Source organism: Kaistia algarum (assembly GCF_026343945.1).
GTDB classification, from domain to species: domain Bacteria; phylum Pseudomonadota; class Alphaproteobacteria; order Rhizobiales; family Kaistiaceae; genus Kaistia; species Kaistia algarum.
Genome location: NZ_JAPKNJ010000003.1, coordinates 231,258 through 248,805, shown reverse-complemented (window position 1 = coordinate 248,805; position 17,548 = coordinate 231,258). Strand labels below are relative to the sequence as shown.

At 64.0% G+C, this 17,548-nt stretch carries 12 protein-coding genes, 1 tRNA gene and 3 pseudogenes; 7 read left to right on the top strand and 9 right to left on the bottom strand.

The features are described 5' to 3' along the window. Positions 1–41: 41 nt before the first annotated feature. Positions 42–806: a sugar phosphate isomerase/epimerase family protein gene (locus tag OSH05_RS19505; RefSeq protein ID WP_104217989.1), complete on the bottom strand. Its 765-nt coding sequence runs from the start codon at positions 804–806 to the stop codon at positions 42–44. A gap of 375 nt (positions 807–1,181) precedes the next feature. On the opposite strand from OSH05_RS19505, the gene OSH05_RS19500 reads away from it, so the two are divergent. The 3 genes and pseudogenes from OSH05_RS19500 to OSH05_RS19490 form a co-directional block, all read left to right on the top strand. After that, the gene (locus OSH05_RS19500; protein ID WP_165801504.1) at positions 1,182–2,246 is read left to right on the top strand and encodes a LacI family DNA-binding transcriptional regulator; all 1,065 of its coding nucleotides are present in this window, start codon (positions 1,182–1,184) and stop codon (positions 2,244–2,246) included. Positions 2,247–2,728: 482 nt separating this feature from the next. Then, positions 2,729–3,991 carry a cupin domain-containing protein gene (locus OSH05_RS19495; protein WP_165801505.1) on the top strand — a complete coding sequence of 421 codons (1,263 nt, stop codon included), beginning with the start codon at positions 2,729–2,731 and terminating at the stop codon, positions 3,989–3,991. A 152-nt stretch (positions 3,992–4,143) separates the two neighbouring features. Beyond that, a pseudogene (locus OSH05_RS19490) lies at positions 4,144–4,947 on the top strand (cation:proton antiporter); the annotation flags it as partial. Between the two features lie 218 nt (positions 4,948–5,165). Here the strand turns inward: OSH05_RS19490 and ggt are convergent. The 3 genes from ggt to OSH05_RS19475 all read right to left on the bottom strand — a co-directional run bounded on the left by ggt (position 5,166) and on the right by OSH05_RS19475 (position 8,700). After that, positions 5,166–6,917 (bottom strand): gamma-glutamyltransferase, encoded by a 1,752-nt coding sequence (gene ggt, locus OSH05_RS19485; protein ID WP_104217992.1) that lies wholly within the window; start codon positions 6,915–6,917, stop codon positions 5,166–5,168. Between the two features lie 279 nt (positions 6,918–7,196). Then, positions 7,197–7,898: a glutathione S-transferase gene (locus OSH05_RS19480; protein WP_104217993.1), complete on the bottom strand. Its 702-nt coding sequence runs from the start codon at positions 7,896–7,898 to the stop codon at positions 7,197–7,199. A 409-nt stretch (positions 7,899–8,307) separates the two neighbouring features. Beyond that, positions 8,308–8,700 carry a hypothetical protein gene (locus OSH05_RS19475; protein WP_104218221.1) on the bottom strand — a complete coding sequence of 131 codons (393 nt, stop codon included), beginning with the start codon at positions 8,698–8,700 and terminating at the stop codon, positions 8,308–8,310. A 551-nt stretch (positions 8,701–9,251) separates the two neighbouring features. Between OSH05_RS19475 and OSH05_RS19470 the strand changes: the two genes are divergently transcribed. Then, the gene (locus OSH05_RS19470; RefSeq protein ID WP_104217994.1) at positions 9,252–9,881 is read left to right on the top strand and encodes a hypothetical protein; all 630 of its coding nucleotides are present in this window, start codon (positions 9,252–9,254) and stop codon (positions 9,879–9,881) included. 221 nt (positions 9,882–10,102) lie between these two features. Here the strand turns inward: OSH05_RS19470 and OSH05_RS19465 are convergent, their stop codons facing one another. Next, entirely contained in the window at positions 10,103–10,858 is a 756-nt protein-coding gene (locus OSH05_RS19465) for an SDR family NAD(P)-dependent oxidoreductase (protein ID WP_104217995.1), read from the bottom strand. A 139-nt stretch (positions 10,859–10,997) separates the two neighbouring features. Here OSH05_RS19465 and OSH05_RS19460 point away from each other — a divergent pair, with 139 nt between their 5' ends. From OSH05_RS19460 to OSH05_RS19450, 3 genes are all read left to right on the top strand, one after another. Beyond that, positions 10,998–11,921, top strand: a complete 924-nt coding sequence (locus tag OSH05_RS19460; RefSeq protein WP_104217996.1) for an AraC family transcriptional regulator — start codon at positions 10,998–11,000, stop codon at positions 11,919–11,921. A gap of 687 nt (positions 11,922–12,608) precedes the next feature. Further along, positions 12,609–12,779, top strand: coding sequence for a hypothetical protein (locus tag OSH05_RS19455; protein WP_165801506.1), 171 nt, complete (start codon positions 12,609–12,611; stop codon positions 12,777–12,779). Between the two features lie 512 nt (positions 12,780–13,291). Continuing rightward, on the top strand, positions 13,292–14,611 hold the full coding sequence (locus OSH05_RS19450) for a lipase family protein (RefSeq protein ID WP_266352828.1): 1,320 nt from the start codon (positions 13,292–13,294) through the stop codon (positions 14,609–14,611). Positions 14,612–14,949: 338 nt separating this feature from the next. On the opposite strand, the pseudogene OSH05_RS19445 reads toward OSH05_RS19450, so the two are convergent. The 4 genes and pseudogenes from OSH05_RS19445 to OSH05_RS19435 all read right to left on the bottom strand — a co-directional run. Beyond that, positions 14,950–15,534: pseudogene (locus OSH05_RS19445) on the bottom strand (recombinase family protein); the annotation flags it as partial. A 96-nt stretch (positions 15,535–15,630) separates the two neighbouring features. Then, a pseudogene (locus OSH05_RS25215) lies at positions 15,631–16,008 on the bottom strand (DUF2924 domain-containing protein); the annotation flags it as partial. Positions 16,009–16,069: 61 nt separating this feature from the next. Continuing rightward, positions 16,070–16,145 (bottom strand) — tRNA-Ile (locus OSH05_RS19440). Positions 16,146–16,200: 55 nt separating this feature from the next. Then, positions 16,201–17,463 carry an NAD(P)/FAD-dependent oxidoreductase gene (locus tag OSH05_RS19435; protein ID WP_104217999.1) on the bottom strand — a complete coding sequence of 421 codons (1,263 nt, stop codon included), beginning with the start codon at positions 17,461–17,463 and terminating at the stop codon, positions 16,201–16,203. Between the last annotated feature and the right edge of the window lie 85 nt (positions 17,464–17,548).

Genomic DNA, 17,548 nt, shown 5'->3' with positions numbered 1-17,548 from the left:
TGGGTCTGGGCGCAAGCGACGCCCCGGTTTTCTTGCGCCGCTCAGGCCGTCATCTGGGTGAGATAGGCGTGGCTCCGCGCGGCGAACCCGGCCGGATCGCTCGGATTGTCGTGCTCGACAGTCATGACGCCGGCGCCATTGTCGCGCGCCGCCTGCCAGAGCAGCGGCCAGTCGAGGATGCCGGCGCCGACATCGGTCCAGCCGTCGTCGACCGTGATACCGGCGGCCGCCTGGTCCTTCACATGGGCCGAGGTCAGGATCGCGCTGTAGCGGCCGAGCCATTCGACGGGATCGACGCCGCCGCGCGCCAGCCAGGCGATATCGGCCTGCCAGGTGAGCGGCGAGCCGGCGGCGCCGGCGAAGAAGCTTTCGAGCGCCGGCCGGCCGTCGTCGAGAATGGCGAGTTCCCAATGATGGTTGTGATAGCCGAGACCGATCGCCTCGGCCTTCAGCGTCTCGGCGATCGCGCCGAGCTCCGCCCCGGCCTTCGACCAGCTCGCGCCGGTGGTGCCGCGCTCCGCCTCCGGATAGGCCGGCATGTAGAGCTGGCTGACGCCCGCCTGCTGCGCCGCCGCGATGATGCGTGGCAGATCGCTGCGGAGATCGCCGATGCCGACATGGCCGGTCGGCGCCGCGAGGCCGCGCCGATCAAGGCCCGCCTTCAGCGCCTTCGGATCGGCAAGGTGGCTGCCGATCGTCTCGACGAGACGAAAGCCGGCCGCCGCGGCCGCATCGAGCTGGCGCTCGAGCGGACCGAGGCCGCGGAGAGAATAGAGCTGGATCGAGAGAATGTCGCTGATGTCCATGGGTCTCATGTCCGAAAGGAAAAGGGCGCCCGGTCGCCGGCGCAGCGCGGCGGCGAGCAGCAGAATTCGGGCAGCGCGACGGGGGTCGCGCCGGTGACGGAACCAGGCGTGTTCATGTCGTCCTCCAGGCCCGCGCGGTCTCCTCCCCGCGGGCAGCGCCTTCACCCCCTTGATGGAGCGGCTGGCGCAATCGAATGCGCAACATCTATCACGCAATCGATTGCGCGCAAGACGCAATCGATTGTGCGCGGCAACAATGCGTGTCAAAGCCAGCACCGCCGCAGCCATGGCCGAGTGATCCCCTGTGGCGGCGTGCTAGTTTGCCGGCTGGACGCCGTTGGCTCTCGGCACGGAGGGAGAGGTTTGGGAGGCGACATGCCCAGGAAGACGCAGGACGAGACCACGCCCTTGAAGGAGAGCACCCGCGCGAAGTCGCCGACCATGGCCGATATCGCCCGTCTCGCCGGCGTCTCGGCCTCGACGGTCAGCCGCTCGCTCGCCGGGCTGCCGCCGATCAGCGAGGAGACGCGCATCCGTGTCGAACGAGCGGCACAGGAGGCCGGCTACAAGATCAACCGCCATGCCCGTTCGCTGCGCCTGCAGCGGAGCGCGATCCTCTTGGTGCTGATCCCCGACCTTGCCAACCAGAACTATTCCGACCTCTTGATGAATATCGATCGCGCGGCGTTCGAACTCGGCTACGGCATCATGATCGGCCACACCAATGTCGATCTCGAGCGGCCGGACCGGCTGGCCGACGAGCTGTTCACCGGCGGTATCGACGGGATCCTGCTGACGTCCGGCTACTGCCCGGCCCGGATTCGGAGCCGGATCGAGAGCGGCAGCCGGCTTCCGGTGGTGAGGACGATGAGCCCGACCGAGACCGGCAGCGGCATCGCGTCGGTCCAGATCGACGAGGTCGAGGCAGCGGCCGACGTCGTCCGCCACCTCATCGCCAATGGCCACCGCCGCATCGCCCATCTCGCGGGTCCGATGACCGAGCTCGTCTCGCGACTGCGCCTCGAAGGCTGGCGCCGGGCTCTGGCCGAGGCAGGGCTGCCGGACGGGCCGGATCTGCTGCTGCCCGGCGGCTTCCATCTCGGCGACGGCAAGGCGGTCGCCCATCGCCTCGTCGCCGCGGGCCCGCTGCCGGACGCGATCTTCTGCAGCAATGACGAGTCCGCCTTCGGCCTCATGGTGGAGCTAAAGGGCGCCGGGCTCCGCATCCCGCGCGATATCGCGGTCGCCGGCTTCGACGACCTCACCTTCTCGCAGGTCTTCGATCCGCCGCTGACCACCGTCCGTCTGCCGCGCCGCGAGATGGCGGAAGCCTCGGTGCTCTATCTGAAGCGCATGATCGAAGGCGACGCGCCCGTCGAGCACCAGGTCGTCCCGCACGAATTGATCATCCGCGACAGTTCCGGACCGCGACGGCCGTGAAAACCGAGCCCGCCGCCGTCCCTCGAAGGATGGATCTCCGCCACCGGAATCCCGTCGGCTCCCTGCTTCAGAATGAACGCCTTCTGGGCGTCCGAAAACTTCGATGCCTGCATCGTCTTCCGCTCCTTCCAGCCAGGGGAAGCTACCGCGGAAAACTCCAGTTCCAAGCGATCCAGTTCTCGGGGATCAGATCAGATCTCTCCCAGGCGTTCCAGCCGCCCAAGCCATCACGCCGCCTGGCCAGGCGGTAAGCGGCGCATCCGACCCTCGCCTCGACGGCATTGCCGCCGGCTATTGAAGGACGGGATGATTTCAGGCGCATCGCCAGCATCACGTCGCTCTGGCGCTGCCGGCAACAAGCCCATGGGAAAGTCGTGGACTGGTCGCCAAATGCCGCTAATCTCGCATCGCGTGCGCATTGGGAGCCAAGACGCACGTCCGCGACCGGACCGTTCGGTCCCGGAGACCGAGCGGCTCCGCTTATGAAGGAGTTCACAGTGGAGGATATCTCGCGTCGCGCCATGTTGGCCCTTGGTGCAGCTGGCGGCGCCGCAATCGCGGGTGGGGCCGCGCAGGCGGCGTCCTTCGGCAATCCGGACGAACCGCCGCAGGGCGCGATCAATTCCACACCCGGCGCGTTGTCCGATCCTGGGCCACAGAACCCGGCCCTGGCCGCAGAGTTCCCCGTCTTCCAGAGTCCGCCGCCGACCGATGTCGGCACCATGCCGATGCTCTGGTCGTCCTTCAACATTATGCCGAAACGCATTCAGGCCGGGGGCTGGGGGCGTCAGGTCACCATCACCGAGTTTCCTGCCTCGAAGGACGTCTCCGGCGTGGACATGCGCCTCGGGCCGGGCGGCATTCGCGAGCTGCACTGGCACTTGGCCAATGAATGGGGCATCGTGACGTCCGGCCGTTGCCGAGTTACGCTCCTTGACCAGCAGGGACAGGCCTATGTGCAGGACGTGGGACCCGGAGAGCTCTGGTTCTTTCCGGCAGGTTGCCCGCACGCTTTGCAGGGGCTCGGACCGGAAGGATGTGAGTTTCTTCTGGTGTTCGACGATGCCCACCAGTCGGAGTTCAGCACCCTGCTGCTGACCGACTGGATCGCCCATACGCCACCCGAGATCCTGGCGCAGAATTTCGGTGTGTCTGCCGAGGTCTTCCGTAACATTCCGCTTCACGACCTCTGGATCTTCCAGGGCAAGGAAGCCAGTCCTCTCGCCGCGGCTCAGGCATCGGTCGCCTCCGGTGGTACGCCACCACAGCCATTCACCTTCTCCCTCACTGCCACCACACCGGTGCGGCAGAACGAGGCGGGCACCATCTATCTGGCTGATAGCCGCAACTTCAAAGCGTCGACGACCATCGCCGCCGCCCTCGAGACCATCAAGCCCGGCGGCCTTCGGCGCATGCACTGGCACCCAAATGCCGACGAATGGCAATATTGGATCAAGGGCCAAGGCCGAATGACCGTGTTCGATGCTGGCCCGAGGGCGCAGACCTTCGACTTCAGGGCGGGTGACGTTGGCGTCGTGCCGAAGAACCAAGGTCACTACATTCTGAATACGGGCACCGAGGACCTTCAAGTCCTGGTGATCTTCAAAGCGCCGGAATACCAGGAAGTGGACCTCTCCAACTGGCTGACCCACACTCCGCCCGAGCTGGTGTCGCAGCACCTCAATATCGACCCTGCGATTATAGCCCGGTTCCCCAAGGGCCAAGTTGGCATCCAAAGGGGATGATCCAGCAAGGGATCATCAATCGCACCTTCAAGAAAGGCGTATGTTCAGACCTTTGCATCGAGAAGCATTCGTCGTGAAAGCATAAAGCCGTCGGATTGTTGCTGGCTCTTCACTATCGGCGCCTCATGCCCGCCAACGGGTAGTGGGTCAGTTTGAAATTGCGGCGGCGGTCTTTTATAGGGGCCGCCGGCATCCTGGCGGCCGCCGGCGTGGCCGTGGCGATGTTGCCGGGTGCGCCGTATATCCCGATCGATCCGCCGACAATGCTCGCGCTCTTCATCGCGCCCGTGCTGGTCGACTCGGCATACGATTTTCCGGTCGGCGCGGCACGACGCATGATGCTGCCGCTGATCTTCTTTGCCATCGTCGCCGTGCTGGCAACTGCGGGCGTCGTCGTCGCGATTAACTGGCTGACCATTGGGTTGCCGCTGGTCGTGGCGATTACACTCGGCGCGATCGTCGCCCCGCCGGACGCGGCCGCTGCGACCGCCGTGTTGTCTGGTTTGCCGGTCGCACGGCGTGTTGATGCTCTCCTCAAGGGTGAGAGCCTGTTCAACGATGCAACGGCCTTGTTGCTGTTCACCGCTGCGTTGACTGTGCGTTTGCGACGTGGCTGATCGCCGAGCGGCTTCATCTATCGGCCGTACTTGCACCCGTGGCGAGCGCGATGACGATCGCCACCCTCACGAAGGTGGATTTTCCGCCGAGGATGCGGGTGCATTCGTTTGCAGTGTGGACCACGGTCGTGGTCCTGCTCAATGTTCTGGCATTTCTTCTCATGGGCCTAGGCGCGCCGTATCGTCGGGGCGATGTCCGCCACCGAGTTGGACAGGGCATTGTGGTTTGCGGCCGCGATCGTTGGCGGCGTCATCGGAATCCGTCTGGCGATCGCATTTCTATACCGCTGCATCTCTTTGCATCTGCATCCCGCCGGCCGCAGTTCCGCGGCGGCGACAAAGTCGGCCCTGACCACTATCTCGAACTTCAGGAGGATCTCGACTGGAAACAACTGGCAGTTGCTCCGGAGGAAGAGCGGCGCATCACCGAAAGCTAAGGCTCCAGACATTGACCTGCCGGGCTTGGGCTATGGAGTGAAGGCGGTCCCGATGGAATTGGCGACCCGCCTCGTTTTGACGCGCTGACAATAGGGGGACCGGATGACTCAATCCGAGCCTCATTCGGCAATCGCGGCTCCGGCCGGACGGCGAGCGTCATGGCCGCCGTAGATATAGCCTAGGCGGGGAACCTCTCCGCGCACCGTATCGTCGCCAAACGACGGCAACTCGCCCTTCTGGGCTGCGCCGCTGCCGAGCAGAATGGCCTCGACAGCACCCCAGGGTTTTTGCAGACGAACCTTATGACCGCGTTCCGCCAGCGCACGAACCGTGTCGGGCGACAGCGCATAGGGTTCGGCAAAGAGAATGTCCGGAAGCCATTGCGCATGGACCCTTGGCGCATTGACCGCCTCCTGGATCGTCATGCCGAAATCCACGACATTGAGGATCGTCTCGACGACGGCGGTGATGATGCGCGACCCGCCGGGGCTCCCAAGCACCATGAAGGGCCGGCCGTCCTTGACCACAATGGTCGGGGCCATCGAACTCACCGGCCTTTTACCGGGCGCGATGGCGTTGGCGGCGCCCTGCACTAGGCCGAACATGTTAGCGGCGCCGACCTTGCTGGTGAAGTCATCCATGGTGTTGTTCAGGAAAAAACCCGTGCCCGGCGCCATGACGCGGGCGCCGAAATAGGCGTTGAGCGAATAGGTGACAGCGACCGCATTGCCTGCCTTGTCGACGACCGAGAAGCTCGTCGTCTCGGTGCCTTCATGGGGCGACGTGGTGCCGGACAAAGTCTCGGAAGGCGTCGCCTTGTACGGGTCGATGGTCAGCCGAAGGGCAGCTGCATAGTCCTTGGAGACCAACCTCTCGACGGGGTTCTTGACGAAGGCCGGGTCGCCGATCGCGGAATTGCGGTCGACAAAGGCATGGCGCATGGCCTCCGTCATCAGATGGACCATATCAGCCGAGCCGAAACCGAGATAGCCGACGGGATAGAATTCGAGAATGTTGAGGATCTCGCAAACGGCGAGCCCACCGGCGCTTGGTGGCGCGGCCGTCAGGATCTCGTATCCCCGATAGGAGCATTCCAAGGGCTTGCCGATCCGTGCCTCATATCTGGCAAAATCGTCAGCACTGAAGAGCCCGTTTTTCCTGCGGCTCGCGTCGACAATCGCCGCGGCGATCGGGCCCTTATAGAAATAGTCGGGCCCTTTATCGGAAATGCCCTGCAGCGTCGTTGCCAATTGCGTTTGGACCAAGCGATCTCCTGCCTTGAGCGGCTCGCCGTCGCGGAGCCAGTATTGAGCGAGAGCTGGATCCGCCCGGAAGGCAGCCAATCCCGTCCCGATGATGTCGGCATCCGGTCGAGTGAGGATGAAGCCATCGTGCGCCAACCGGATCGCCGGTGCCATCACGTCAGCGCGCTTCATTGTGCCGAATCTCGAAAGCGCGAGCTCGAGACCGGCGACCGTGCCCGGTACGCCGGCGGCCCTCCATCCATCCAGGCTGGCGCGCGGAATGACTTCGCCCTGATCGTCGAGAAAGACATTAGGACCGGCGGCCTTGGGCGCAGCCTCCCGAAAATCGATGAACGCGGCCTGACCATCGGCGAGGCGCAGCGTCAAGAAGCCCCCACCGCCAAGGTTGCCGCAGCATGGATTGACGACGGCCTGGGCATATCCGACCGCCACAGCGGCATCCACGGCGTTGCCGCCGGCTCGCAGGATCTCGGCGCCAACTTCCGCCGCAAGCGCCTGGTCGCTCGCCACCATGCCTCGCTGCCCCTCGACAGGGGCAGGCGACGCCGCCAGCGCTGGGGTGGACAAGAGACCTACGCCAACCAGAACCAAGGAGAACCGCAGCATTTTGATGATCCATCCTTCGAAACAACGCGCCTGGCAGTGCTACATAAAACAGGATGGGCGCGCGATGTTGTCATTCGCCCCTTTACCCAATCGCGGCCGCTTTTCAGAAAGCCTCGAACCGCCTCAAACGACGGAGATGAAGGCGCATCGTTGCCGCTGAAGCGTAGCTTGCTCGACGGCAGCTCTCGTGAAAATGGCACTTCAAGCTCTATGGCGGATTTCGGGACGCAAATCGGCATCCCATCTTGGACGCCACCGAACCTCAGCCAACTACCGTGGCTAGTCGTTCAATATCTTGGCCATGGAGGCGCCAATCTGCCCGCCAGCATAAGCGTCGCCATAGTCGTTACGAGCCCTTTCCGACAGTTTAGCTAGGGGCGGTAGCGCGGAAACGCGCAGGCACAGCGCCGCTGTCATCGGCGCCGTGCTCTCCAATAGATGGCGGATTTTGCTAAAGCGCTCGGCCATCGTGGTCCAGAGCGTAGCGGTAATGACATCGGCAAGGCCAGCCGTCTCGCCTCCCAGGATATGGCCGGCGTCCTGGTGCAAGCCATAACGTTGGCCCGTGTTTTCCCAAATGCTCATCCACTTTGCGAGCCGGGGTTTATACTCCTCCCAGCGCTTTTCGCTCCACATGTGGTCGCCACCATTGAGCGTGATTTCGTCGATGACGTCGTTCGCATCATTGACGATCTTCATCGTCATGGCGCGCAGTTCGGGCGTGTCTCGCATTAGGTTCAGCGTTTCGCCCAGATAAAGGATGATGGCGGGCATTTCCGCGATGGCCACGTCGGCCTTGTGGTCGATCAGGACCGGCGGCCCCATGAAGGGCACGGGCATGGCTTCCACTGGGCCACCCATAAGCCGCGAAATTTTCGAATCCCCACCCTCAGTCCAGTCTTTGCCTGCGAAGGCCAGCACAGCCCGCACAAACTGACCGCGAAAAGGTGCGGACCAGTACAGAAGTTCGTAGTCAGCCAAGGTTCATCTCCTTCTCGGTCGGTTGAGCAGGGAACGCGCCGGCGACTGATCGGTCGCAAGGCTGTACGCCGATTCAAGGAGCCGCGGTGCGCGTCAACGTCGCGACCTCCAGTCTGGCTACGGAGAATGGCAGCTTTCACGATTCCGCCCAGCGGACCTGGACGGCAACAATGAGGACGCGACGACGCCAAGGGCTTCGCTTCAGCGAACCGTCCGCTCTCCGGCGAAGGCAAAGTTTGCCAAGATGTCCGGGACGAGGGGCAATGCTGACGTTGGCGGCAACGTATGGAGGAGGCGGAATGGAGGCCCGAAGCGGACTGGCCGGTCTTCCCTCCCGCTGTGCCGATTGCAGCTGTTCTGCTCCTCATCGCTGCTGGACACGCTATCTGCAGCCCAGACAGTCGGGCGATCAGTCGTTTTCGCCAAAGTCCGTCAACTTCCAGCCAGCTCCGTCCTTGCCAAAAGAGTAGATGAGCGAGCCGCAGAAGGCGGAATAGCTGACAGTGCCCTCGTAGGTGTCTTTGACCGGGTTCTGCTTGGTAAGACACGCGCGCTGCGCCTTTCCGAAGGCGCCCTTCCAGATCACCGGGAAGTCGCTTTCTTGCCGTTCGTCAATGTAAAGGACGGGGAACTTGATCATCTGCGATACGGCTTTTTGGTCACTCTTGGCGACCGCCGCCCTAAACTGCGTCCAGAACGCTGCGAAACCATCATCGCTCTTCGCCGCCATCGCAGTTCCCGCCGATAACAACAGACCCGGCACAACCAGCGCCCTGCAGATCACCGAACCGATCGAAGTCATGCTCGCCTCACGGACAATTAGCTTGTCTACCATCTGTAACCTAGCCGAGCTTCTCGAGCATGCAATCCGTCCAAACCGCCTATTGCCCGCACTATCGACTCCGGGAGGCGCCCTAGGTGAGCGCCAGATCCTGCCAGTCCTTCCTATCCCCAGCCGGTCAACGCCGCAGGAGGTGCCCATCACCAACGCAACAGCGGAATGGACGCCGACGTCAGACCGTCCGCTGCTGGGCGCCGAACGGCGGACAGCGGACTTTCGGACATCGACGCGAGTGCCGACATCGCCTCAACTGCAATCGTTGAAGCGGGCCCCCTAACGCGGGTGCCCGTTCGAGTTCAGATTCAGTTCGCTCGGCTAAGAGCAATCCATCCTCTAAGCACCCCCGATACCGCACTTCGTTCCCGCGCTGCGAGCGACCGAACAGCATCTGGATGGCTCGGGTGTTGGCGTGGCCTCCTCCCTAAGTTGTCCATGCCGGAAGAGGCTCTCGCATGACACGGGGCGCCGCTTATCTGGTTGAACGGGGCAATCTGTATCGCCACTTTAGGGCCATGCCGCGCTCGTCCAAGCCCAAAGCCCCCACCCGCCTTGTCCAGCGTTGGCCTTTGTCGACAGCGGCCACGTTGGGATCTGCTGTCCGGACGCGGGGCATCCTGCTCGAGGTGCGGGCGCAGCTGTCGTTTATCGAGCGGAAACTAGTCGACGTGGAATCCGGCGCACTCGTGCTGCGCGTGCCGGAAGACGATCACGACCTTCACGCGACTACGGCCGCCATCGTCACCCGAACCCTGTCCTGCATCGAGGATCTGCCGATCGTCCCGCGCGAGATCGAGGACATCCTTTCCATCAAGACGGCCGAGCGCCACCGCTGGCTGAAGGATGGTCGGCTGCAGAGCGCCGGTACCCGGACGGTAAAGCTGCGCGGCCGCGCGCGGAAGATCACCTTCCATGTCTTCGAGCCACGCCACATCGAGGACATCCTCGACCGCAACCTGCCCGACATTTGGCGCGAGGAGGACGCGGTGGCGGCGGCCGAGAACCGCCGGCGCGGCAGGCAGAAGGCAGCGCTCAAGAAGGCCGGCAAGCTGGCGGACAACGCGAAGGCTGAGGGCAGTGGCGGCCGGCCGAAGACGCCGCTGAAAGGCTGGGACGATTTCGACCTGGACGGCCTACTGCGCTGATGAGGCTGACGGCAGGCTTCGCGACCAAGCGGCATGGCAGCCGATCGCGCGGCACGGTGCGCGCCACCTGCAGCAACTTTCAGGCCGCGTACGACCTAGAGGCGGAGTTCAAGTCTCTGCAGACGACCGGATGGACGACACTCTCCCGCTCAGAGCAGGTAGGCCGCAGCGAACCGGCGCGGCACGACAGGCCGTCCCGCGCCGGGCTCAGCGGTGGCGGCCTAGATATTCTGGCCGCCCGACACCTCGATGCGCTGCGCGGTCACCCAGCGGTTGTCGGAACCGAGCAGGCTCGCAACAGCGGGGCCGACATCATCCGGCAGGCCCACGCGGCCGAGCGCGATGATGCTCGCAAAGGCCTCGTTATAGGCCGGCGTGTCGCGGACGGCGCCGCCGAGGAAGTCGGTTTCGATCGCCCCGGGCGCGACGCTGTTCGCAGTGATGCCGCGGCTCCCCAGTTCCTTCGCCATGTAGAGCGTCAGGATCTCCACGGCGCCCTTAGCGGCGGAATAGGCCGAAAAGCCGGGATAGCTGGCACGGGTGAGGCCGCTGGAGAAGTTGACGATGCGTCCGCCATCCACGATCAGCGGCAGCAGCGCCTGGGTGAGGAAGTAGACGCCCTTGACGTGGACGTCGAACAGGGCGTCGAATTGAGCCTCGGTGGTTTCAGCGAAGCTGGCCATTTCGCCGTGGCCGGCATTGTTGACGAGGTGGTCGAAGGTCTCACGACCCCAGACGTCGCGTAGCGTGGAGCGGACGGCGTCGACGAAGTCCGGGAAGCTGGCAACGATGCTGGTATCGAGTTGCAGGGCCACCGCCTTGCGGCCGAGCGCCTCGATCTCGGCCACGGCGGACTCCGCGTTTGCTGCGCCGTTTCGATAGGTGAGGATCACATCGCCGCCATGACGCGCGATGCTGATGGCGGTGTTGCGACCCAGTCCGCGGCTGCCGCCGGTGACGATCGAGATGGTGGTCATTCGCTTGCTCCTTGTTCAGCGATTTGGCTGGAGAAGCAATCGCGCATCCGCGGCCGGCAAAGTTGCCGGATGCTGGCCATTCCTTGCCTGATAGTCCGAGACGATTGAATGCGGTCGCGCTGCAGGATAGCGTGAGGCCATGACAGAGACGCTGCTCTCCAAAGCCATTCGCTTCGCCGAAGCCCATGCCGACGAACACGGCGTGGCCATGACGCCCGTGCCCGGGCTTGCCGTGGTGCGGGAGACGATGCCGACGGCGATCCAATATGCGATCAACCGGCCGCTTGTGGCCCTCGTGCTGCAGGGCCGCAAACATGTGGCTATGGGCGCCAGCACCTTCGATCTGCATCCCGGCGAGTCCCTTCTGATCACCGCAGACGTGCCGACGGTCAGCCAGATCACCGAGGCAAGTCTCGCCAGGCCGTACATCTCCATCGTTTTCGAGATCGATGCAGCCGTGGTGGCTGAGCTGGTCACGGAAATGGGCGCGGCGCCCTTTCTGGCCGGCATCCCGATCCGGGTCGACCCGACGGAGAGCGAGGTCGCCGACGCGGCGCTGCGCTTGCTCAAACTCGTGGACAGGCCGGCGACGATCCCGATTCTCGAGACACAGCTGCTGCGCGAGCTGCATTTCTGGCTGCTGTCCGGCCGCCACGGAGGCGCCGTCCGCGCGCTGGGGCTCCCCGGCAGCCACGCGCAACGCATCGCCCGCGCCGTCAACCTCATCCGCTCGCAGCTCGCCGCGCCGCTGCGGGTCGAAGAGCTGGCGAGCGCTGCAGGAATGGGCCTCTCTGCATTCCATGAGCACTTCCGCGCCATCACCTCCCTGACGCCCTTGCAGTTCCAGAAGAAGCTCAGACTGATCGAGGCGAGGCGCCTGATGCTGTCGGCGGGCGAACCGATCAGCAACGCCGCCTATAGGGTCGGCTATGAGAGCGTCCCCCAATTCACGCGCGAATATGGACGGCTGTTCGGGGTTACCCCCGCCCGCGACCGACGCCAGCAATCGGTGTTGCTCGGCCCCCTGAGAACTGGATCGTTTGGAGCTGGAGTTTTCCGCTAGATTGCCCCGGCTGGAAGAGGCGCAGAGCAGCTCAAGATCGAACTGAGTTTGGACGTGTGGTCGATTCCGGGACCATCTCGAAAAGTTGAAGCTGGAGGTTTTAACGTCGGGGAAACAGCCGCCGTTCTGCGCCCGATCCCATTGTGGTCGCTCGGGGTGCATTCGTCGCCGCCCGAAAGCTGCTCTAGATCACCTTTCTCGTGAATGTCTGGCGGCAAGTGGTCACCGCCGCTATTCTGTGTCCTGCCAGCAAGACCGCTATCGCTTGGAGATGGACGCGGGCCGCCCGCCGTCCAAAACCGAGCCAACTCCATTCGTTGTCGACAGCACCGCGCCGTGGTGAACCACTGGGAACTCGGAAAGCGTCACGGCCGCTGGATAATCGCCGAACGAACGCTCTTGCCTGTAGATGGCTCGGAAATTCATCAGGAGCTGCCACAGCGAGGCCTGAGTGAACGAGGAGATCTGGGGCTCGTATCATACCGGCAGGATGATCGCCCTCTTCGAGGGATCGGGAAATCAGTAGACGGCATTTCCGGCCCGAAGGGCGTCAAGGCCATCGCGACCTACGTCGATGAACGCCGCATGTTCACCCGTGACGACGGGAATAGGGGGCACAAGTTCATGCCACCCTGACCCGTACGACGCGACGCTCGACAATGCCGGCAACCAGTCTATCAGGCCGATATGATCGACACGTTGTCCGAGGCGGCGCGCAGCAATCTTCGGATGGAAGGGGGCGGCCATCGGCGGGGTCACCTGCGCGCTTTCGCTCAGCGCGTCGAGGTCGCGGATGACGAAGTCGCCTTATGGGTGGCGAAATCGGAACTGCTTCAAACCTTCGTCGCCGCCTCCTGAAGGCAATCAGCGGCGAACGGCGTTCACAGTTCCGTACTGAAATGGCGCGCCATCGGTCATCGCGGCCCATCAGCACAACACTTTGCCGTGGTCCTCTAGGACCTCATGCGCCGACGCATGGGCCAAGGTGACATCGGGGAGGTCTTGCCCGAAGTCGTGAGATTTCGGTTCGGCCCAGGTCGCGATCATTGCAGAACGCAGGGGGGGCCAGCCGCGCGGCACGTTCAAAGCTTAGGATATTTTAATTGTCAGTGTTGTATTCAATTACAGCGCGAATGATCGGCAATGAACTGTTCGCCATCGCGAAAGGACAGAACCCTGCTGAGATGCCGAACATCTCAATGTAATGACCTGACATAACTAATAATATATTATAGGTCAAGACAACCCGATCGACCTGCCAGGCAACGTCTGCCCGGTGACACCAGACCCACGATGTAGAGGGGATGGCCGCAGAATGACGCTCCTGTTTTCCGAAAAGTAAATCGCCACCACCTCCAAGAGGCAGACCTATGTCCCTGAAATCCTGCACCGCAACGGCAGCCCTGCTGACCGCACTCGCCCTCGCTCCCGTCGCTGCCATGGCGGATCAGCCGGGCTCCGACGTTGCCGTTCCTCCGTTCTACCAGGACGTCATGAAGATGAAGCCCGACGGCAAGCTCGGGCAGATCATCAAGCAGGAAAAGATCGATACGCCGATCGCAGGGGCACAGGCCTGGCGGATCGCCTACATCTCCTCCGACCTCAACGACGTACCGACGATCTCGACCGGCCTCGTGGTCGCCCCGACGGGCGAGGCGCCCGCCGGCGGCCGTCCGATGATCATCTGGTCGCATGGAACGACCGGCAACGCCCAGAGCTGCGGACCTTCGCAGGTCGAGAATCCGGCACGTCTGCTCAACGAGTACTACCTCGTGAACGGCAACTCCTGGACCGACTACGGCCTGCCGAACGTCGAGGAATTCATCAAGGAAGGCTATGTCGTCGTCGGCACCGACTATCAGGGCCTGGGCGGTGGCGGCCGTCACCAGTATGCCGTCGCAAAGACGAATGGCCGCGACGCGATCAACGCGGCTCGTGCCGCCGGCTCGATGACCGAGACCGGCGCCGGCAAGACGACCGTCATGATCGGCTGGTCGCAGGGTGCCGGCTCGACACTCGGCGCGTCGCAGGGCGACTATGTCGCCAAGCAGGGTACCGCTTATGACGGTATCGATCTTGTCGGCCTCGTCGCCATGGCGATGCCGGACCTTGCCATGTACGCCCCGGATAAGCTCGACGAAGCCGGTGCAACCAAGATGATCCATGATTTCGCGGCGGCCTGGTCGGTCAACAGCTTCGAATTCGCGCATATGGCGATGAATTTGTGGGGCACGCAGGCCGCGTTCCCTGACAAACTCAAGCTCAGCGACGTCTTCACCGATGATGGCGCAAAGGCCCTTGATGAGACCTTCGCCAACAAGTGCGTGCATGTCGCGAGCGATACGATCAACTTCAATTACGGCCAGAACTACAAGTCACTGATGCGGCCGGAGCCGCAGAACGCAGTAGCCTGGGCCAACGCGATCGTCGCGGGTTCGGTCGACAACACGGTGAAGCCGATCGCTCCAGTGCTGATCCTTTACGGGGACAAGGACACGGCCATGCCGCCGGTGATGGGCGCGTACTATCGCACGAAGATCTGCGCGCTCGGCGGCAACGTCACGCGCATCCAGCTTCCAGGCGATCAGAACCATTTCACCACGCCCACGGTCTCGGTGCCCTTCTACATGCCGTGGATCAGGGATCGTGTTGCGGGCAAGCCTGCGCCGGATGGCTGCGCAGCGAACTGAGCTGAGGTCCACAGGTCCACGATATCTGGCCAGCCCCGCCGCGGGGCTGGCCTTTTCGGATCGAAGAGGCTTTCCCGCCTCCCGGCATACCACCCCCTCGCCGCCCCACTCTGCGCTGCCTCCGTTGCTCCAGCGTCCGTCGCGGGCGTCATTCAGCAGGAGAACGGGAACTCCCCAAGAACCGAGAGCCGACGTCGACCCCACGAACCGGCCCCTCGGCCTAACCAGGCATTGCCCTCGGACCCGATGGGTGGTGCGCTCTCCCTGATCAGACTGATGGCGCCCGTTGGCTTTCACGACGAAATGACTGATTTGGGGGCGCAGAGCAGACGTTGCCCATAGCCGAGCGGAAACGGCCCGCCCATGCGAATGCCCTTGCGTTTGGAGGCCGCGATCTTGTCGCGGATCCGCTCGCCGCTGACCTCGCGCTCGAACTGGGCGAAGGACAGCAGCACGTTGAGCGTCAGCCGCCCCATGCTGCTGGTCGGGTTGAACGCCTGCGTCACCGAGACGAACGAGACGCTATGGGCGTCGAAGAGCTCGACGAGCTTGGCAAAGTCGGCGAGCGATCGCGACAGGCGATCGACCTTGTAGACGACGACGATGTCGAGCGCTCCGGCGCGAATATCCGCCATCAGTCGCTGCATGTCCGGACGATCGAGCGATCCGCCGGAGAAGCCGCCGTCATTATAGGCGGCCGGCAGGCAGGACCATCTTTCATGGCGCTGGCTCTTGATATAGGCCTCGCAGTCCTCGCGTTGGGCATCGAGGGAGTTGAATTCCATGTCGAGCCCATGCTCGGTCGAGACGCTCGTATAGACCGCGCAGCGGAGTAGCCTCTGTGCATTTGGGGTGGCTCCGCTGGAGGTCAGGCCTGCGCGCTGCTCAGAACGGCGCGACCTTGATGCCGAGGCAACGCTCATCGCCGCCCCCTCCCCTGGCGCTCCGGTTCGGGTTTGGCTTTGTCGACCCGGATGCCTACTGGGTGCTATCCCTGGGACCAAGGACCGGGGACCGCTCCAGCTCGTGCCGGTGATGAGCCGAGCGATCTCCGAGAGCGGCCGATAGACCGCTCCCTGCCACTCGAAGCCGTCGCCGGTGACGCACACCCGATGCATCTCGCCGGCATATTCCCGGATGAACAGCGTGCCGGGGCGATGGCCGCGGTCCCGCGGTGCCGGGGCAACGACCGGAACAGCCTTGGGCTTGACCGTCCCGGCACGGCGCCGACGCTCCTGCTCGCCCGCGATCTGTTCGAGTTGCCGGACGCTATCGGCGCGGCATCCGTCGATGCGGAAACCACGGAATGCCGGCCACAGACGGGGCCCGATTCGTCGCCAGATTGGGGTCGGAAACCGGGTCGCAAACAGGCGAAGATAACAGGGCGACTGCAGCATGCCATTGAAATCGCGGCACAACCTCCGCGGTATCCGCAGAGACGGTGACGGCGGGAGAGGTTGGTGGGCCCACCAGGACTCGAACCTGGAACCAGACCGTTATGAGCGGTCGGCTCTAACCATTGAGCTATAGGCCCTTCGGGGACTGTGCCTAGCGTTTTTGCGTTTCCTTGTCGACCCGCCTGATCGGCCTCATGGCTCGGGATGATCAGGATCGCGCTGCGTTATGAGGCGGGCGCCACGGCTGCCGCTGGTGTGGATCCAGAGCCAACTGAGCGCGACCGCCACGCGGTTGCGCACGCCGATCAGGAAGAAGATATGGGCGATGCCCCAGAGCCACCAGGCGAGGCCGCCCTTGAGGCGGATCCAGCCGAAATCTGCTATTGCCGCACGCCTGCCGATCGTGGCGAGGCTGCCCTGGTCGCGATAATGGAAGCGGTGCACCTGGTTGTCGCCATCGAGGCGACCCCTGATGATCTCGGCCACATGCCGGCCCTGCTGCTTGGCGGCCGGCGCAACGCCCGGAACGGCCTTGCCATCGGACAGGATCATGGCAGTGTCACCGATGACGAAGATTTCCGGATGACCCGGGACGGATAGATCAGGCTCGACGTTCGCGCGCCCCGCGCGGTCCTTGGGAGCGCCAAGCCAGTCGGCGGCCGGGGACGCCTGCACACCGGCGGCCCAGATGACGGTCGCCGCCTCGATGCGCTCCGAGCCGAGCGTGACGCCGTCGGCATCGACCTCGGTCACCGCCGCGCCGGTTCGCACCTCGACGCCGAGCCGCTCCAGCGCCCGCTTTGCATAGGCGGAGAGTCCCTCGCGGAACGACGGCAACACCCGGGGGCCCGCCTCTATCAGGACGACGGCAGCCTTGCGCGGATCGAAGGCGCGGAAATCGCCCGGCAGTGTGTGATGCGCGAGTTCGGCAATCGTCCCGGCGAGCTCGACGCCGGTCGGCCCGCCGCCAACGATGGCGAAGGTCAGGAGCTTCTCGCGCATCTGCCCATGGGGCTCGCGCTCCGCCAGCTCGAACGCCGTCAGGATACGCCGCCGGATCGTCGTCGCATCTTCGAGCGTCTTCAGGCCGGGAGCAAAGCGCTCCCAGCCGTCATGACCGAAATAGGCGTGGCGCGCCCCGGTGGCGAGGACGAGATAGTCGTAGGGGAAAGAAGTCCCGTCTTCGAGCTGGACCCGCCGTGCCGCCTTGTCGATACCGACGACCGTCCCGAGCAGCGTCTGGACATTCCTGTGCCGTCGCAACAGGTGCCGAATCGGCCAGGCGATCTCGGACGTGGCCAGAAGCGCCGTTCCGACCTGATAGAGCAAGGGCTGGAATAGATGATGGTTGCGCTGGTCGATCACCACCACGCGAGCTTCCGTCCGGCCCAGGCGCTTCGCCGCCTCGAGCCCGGCAAAGCCCGCGCCGACGATCACGACACGCTTACCCCTCATTCCGCCCCCCTCGGAGCCGGGCTGACCCAGCCCGTTCACGCTCTAGCCGCAGTACCGTCGCAATGCGAGATTATCCCATCAATGC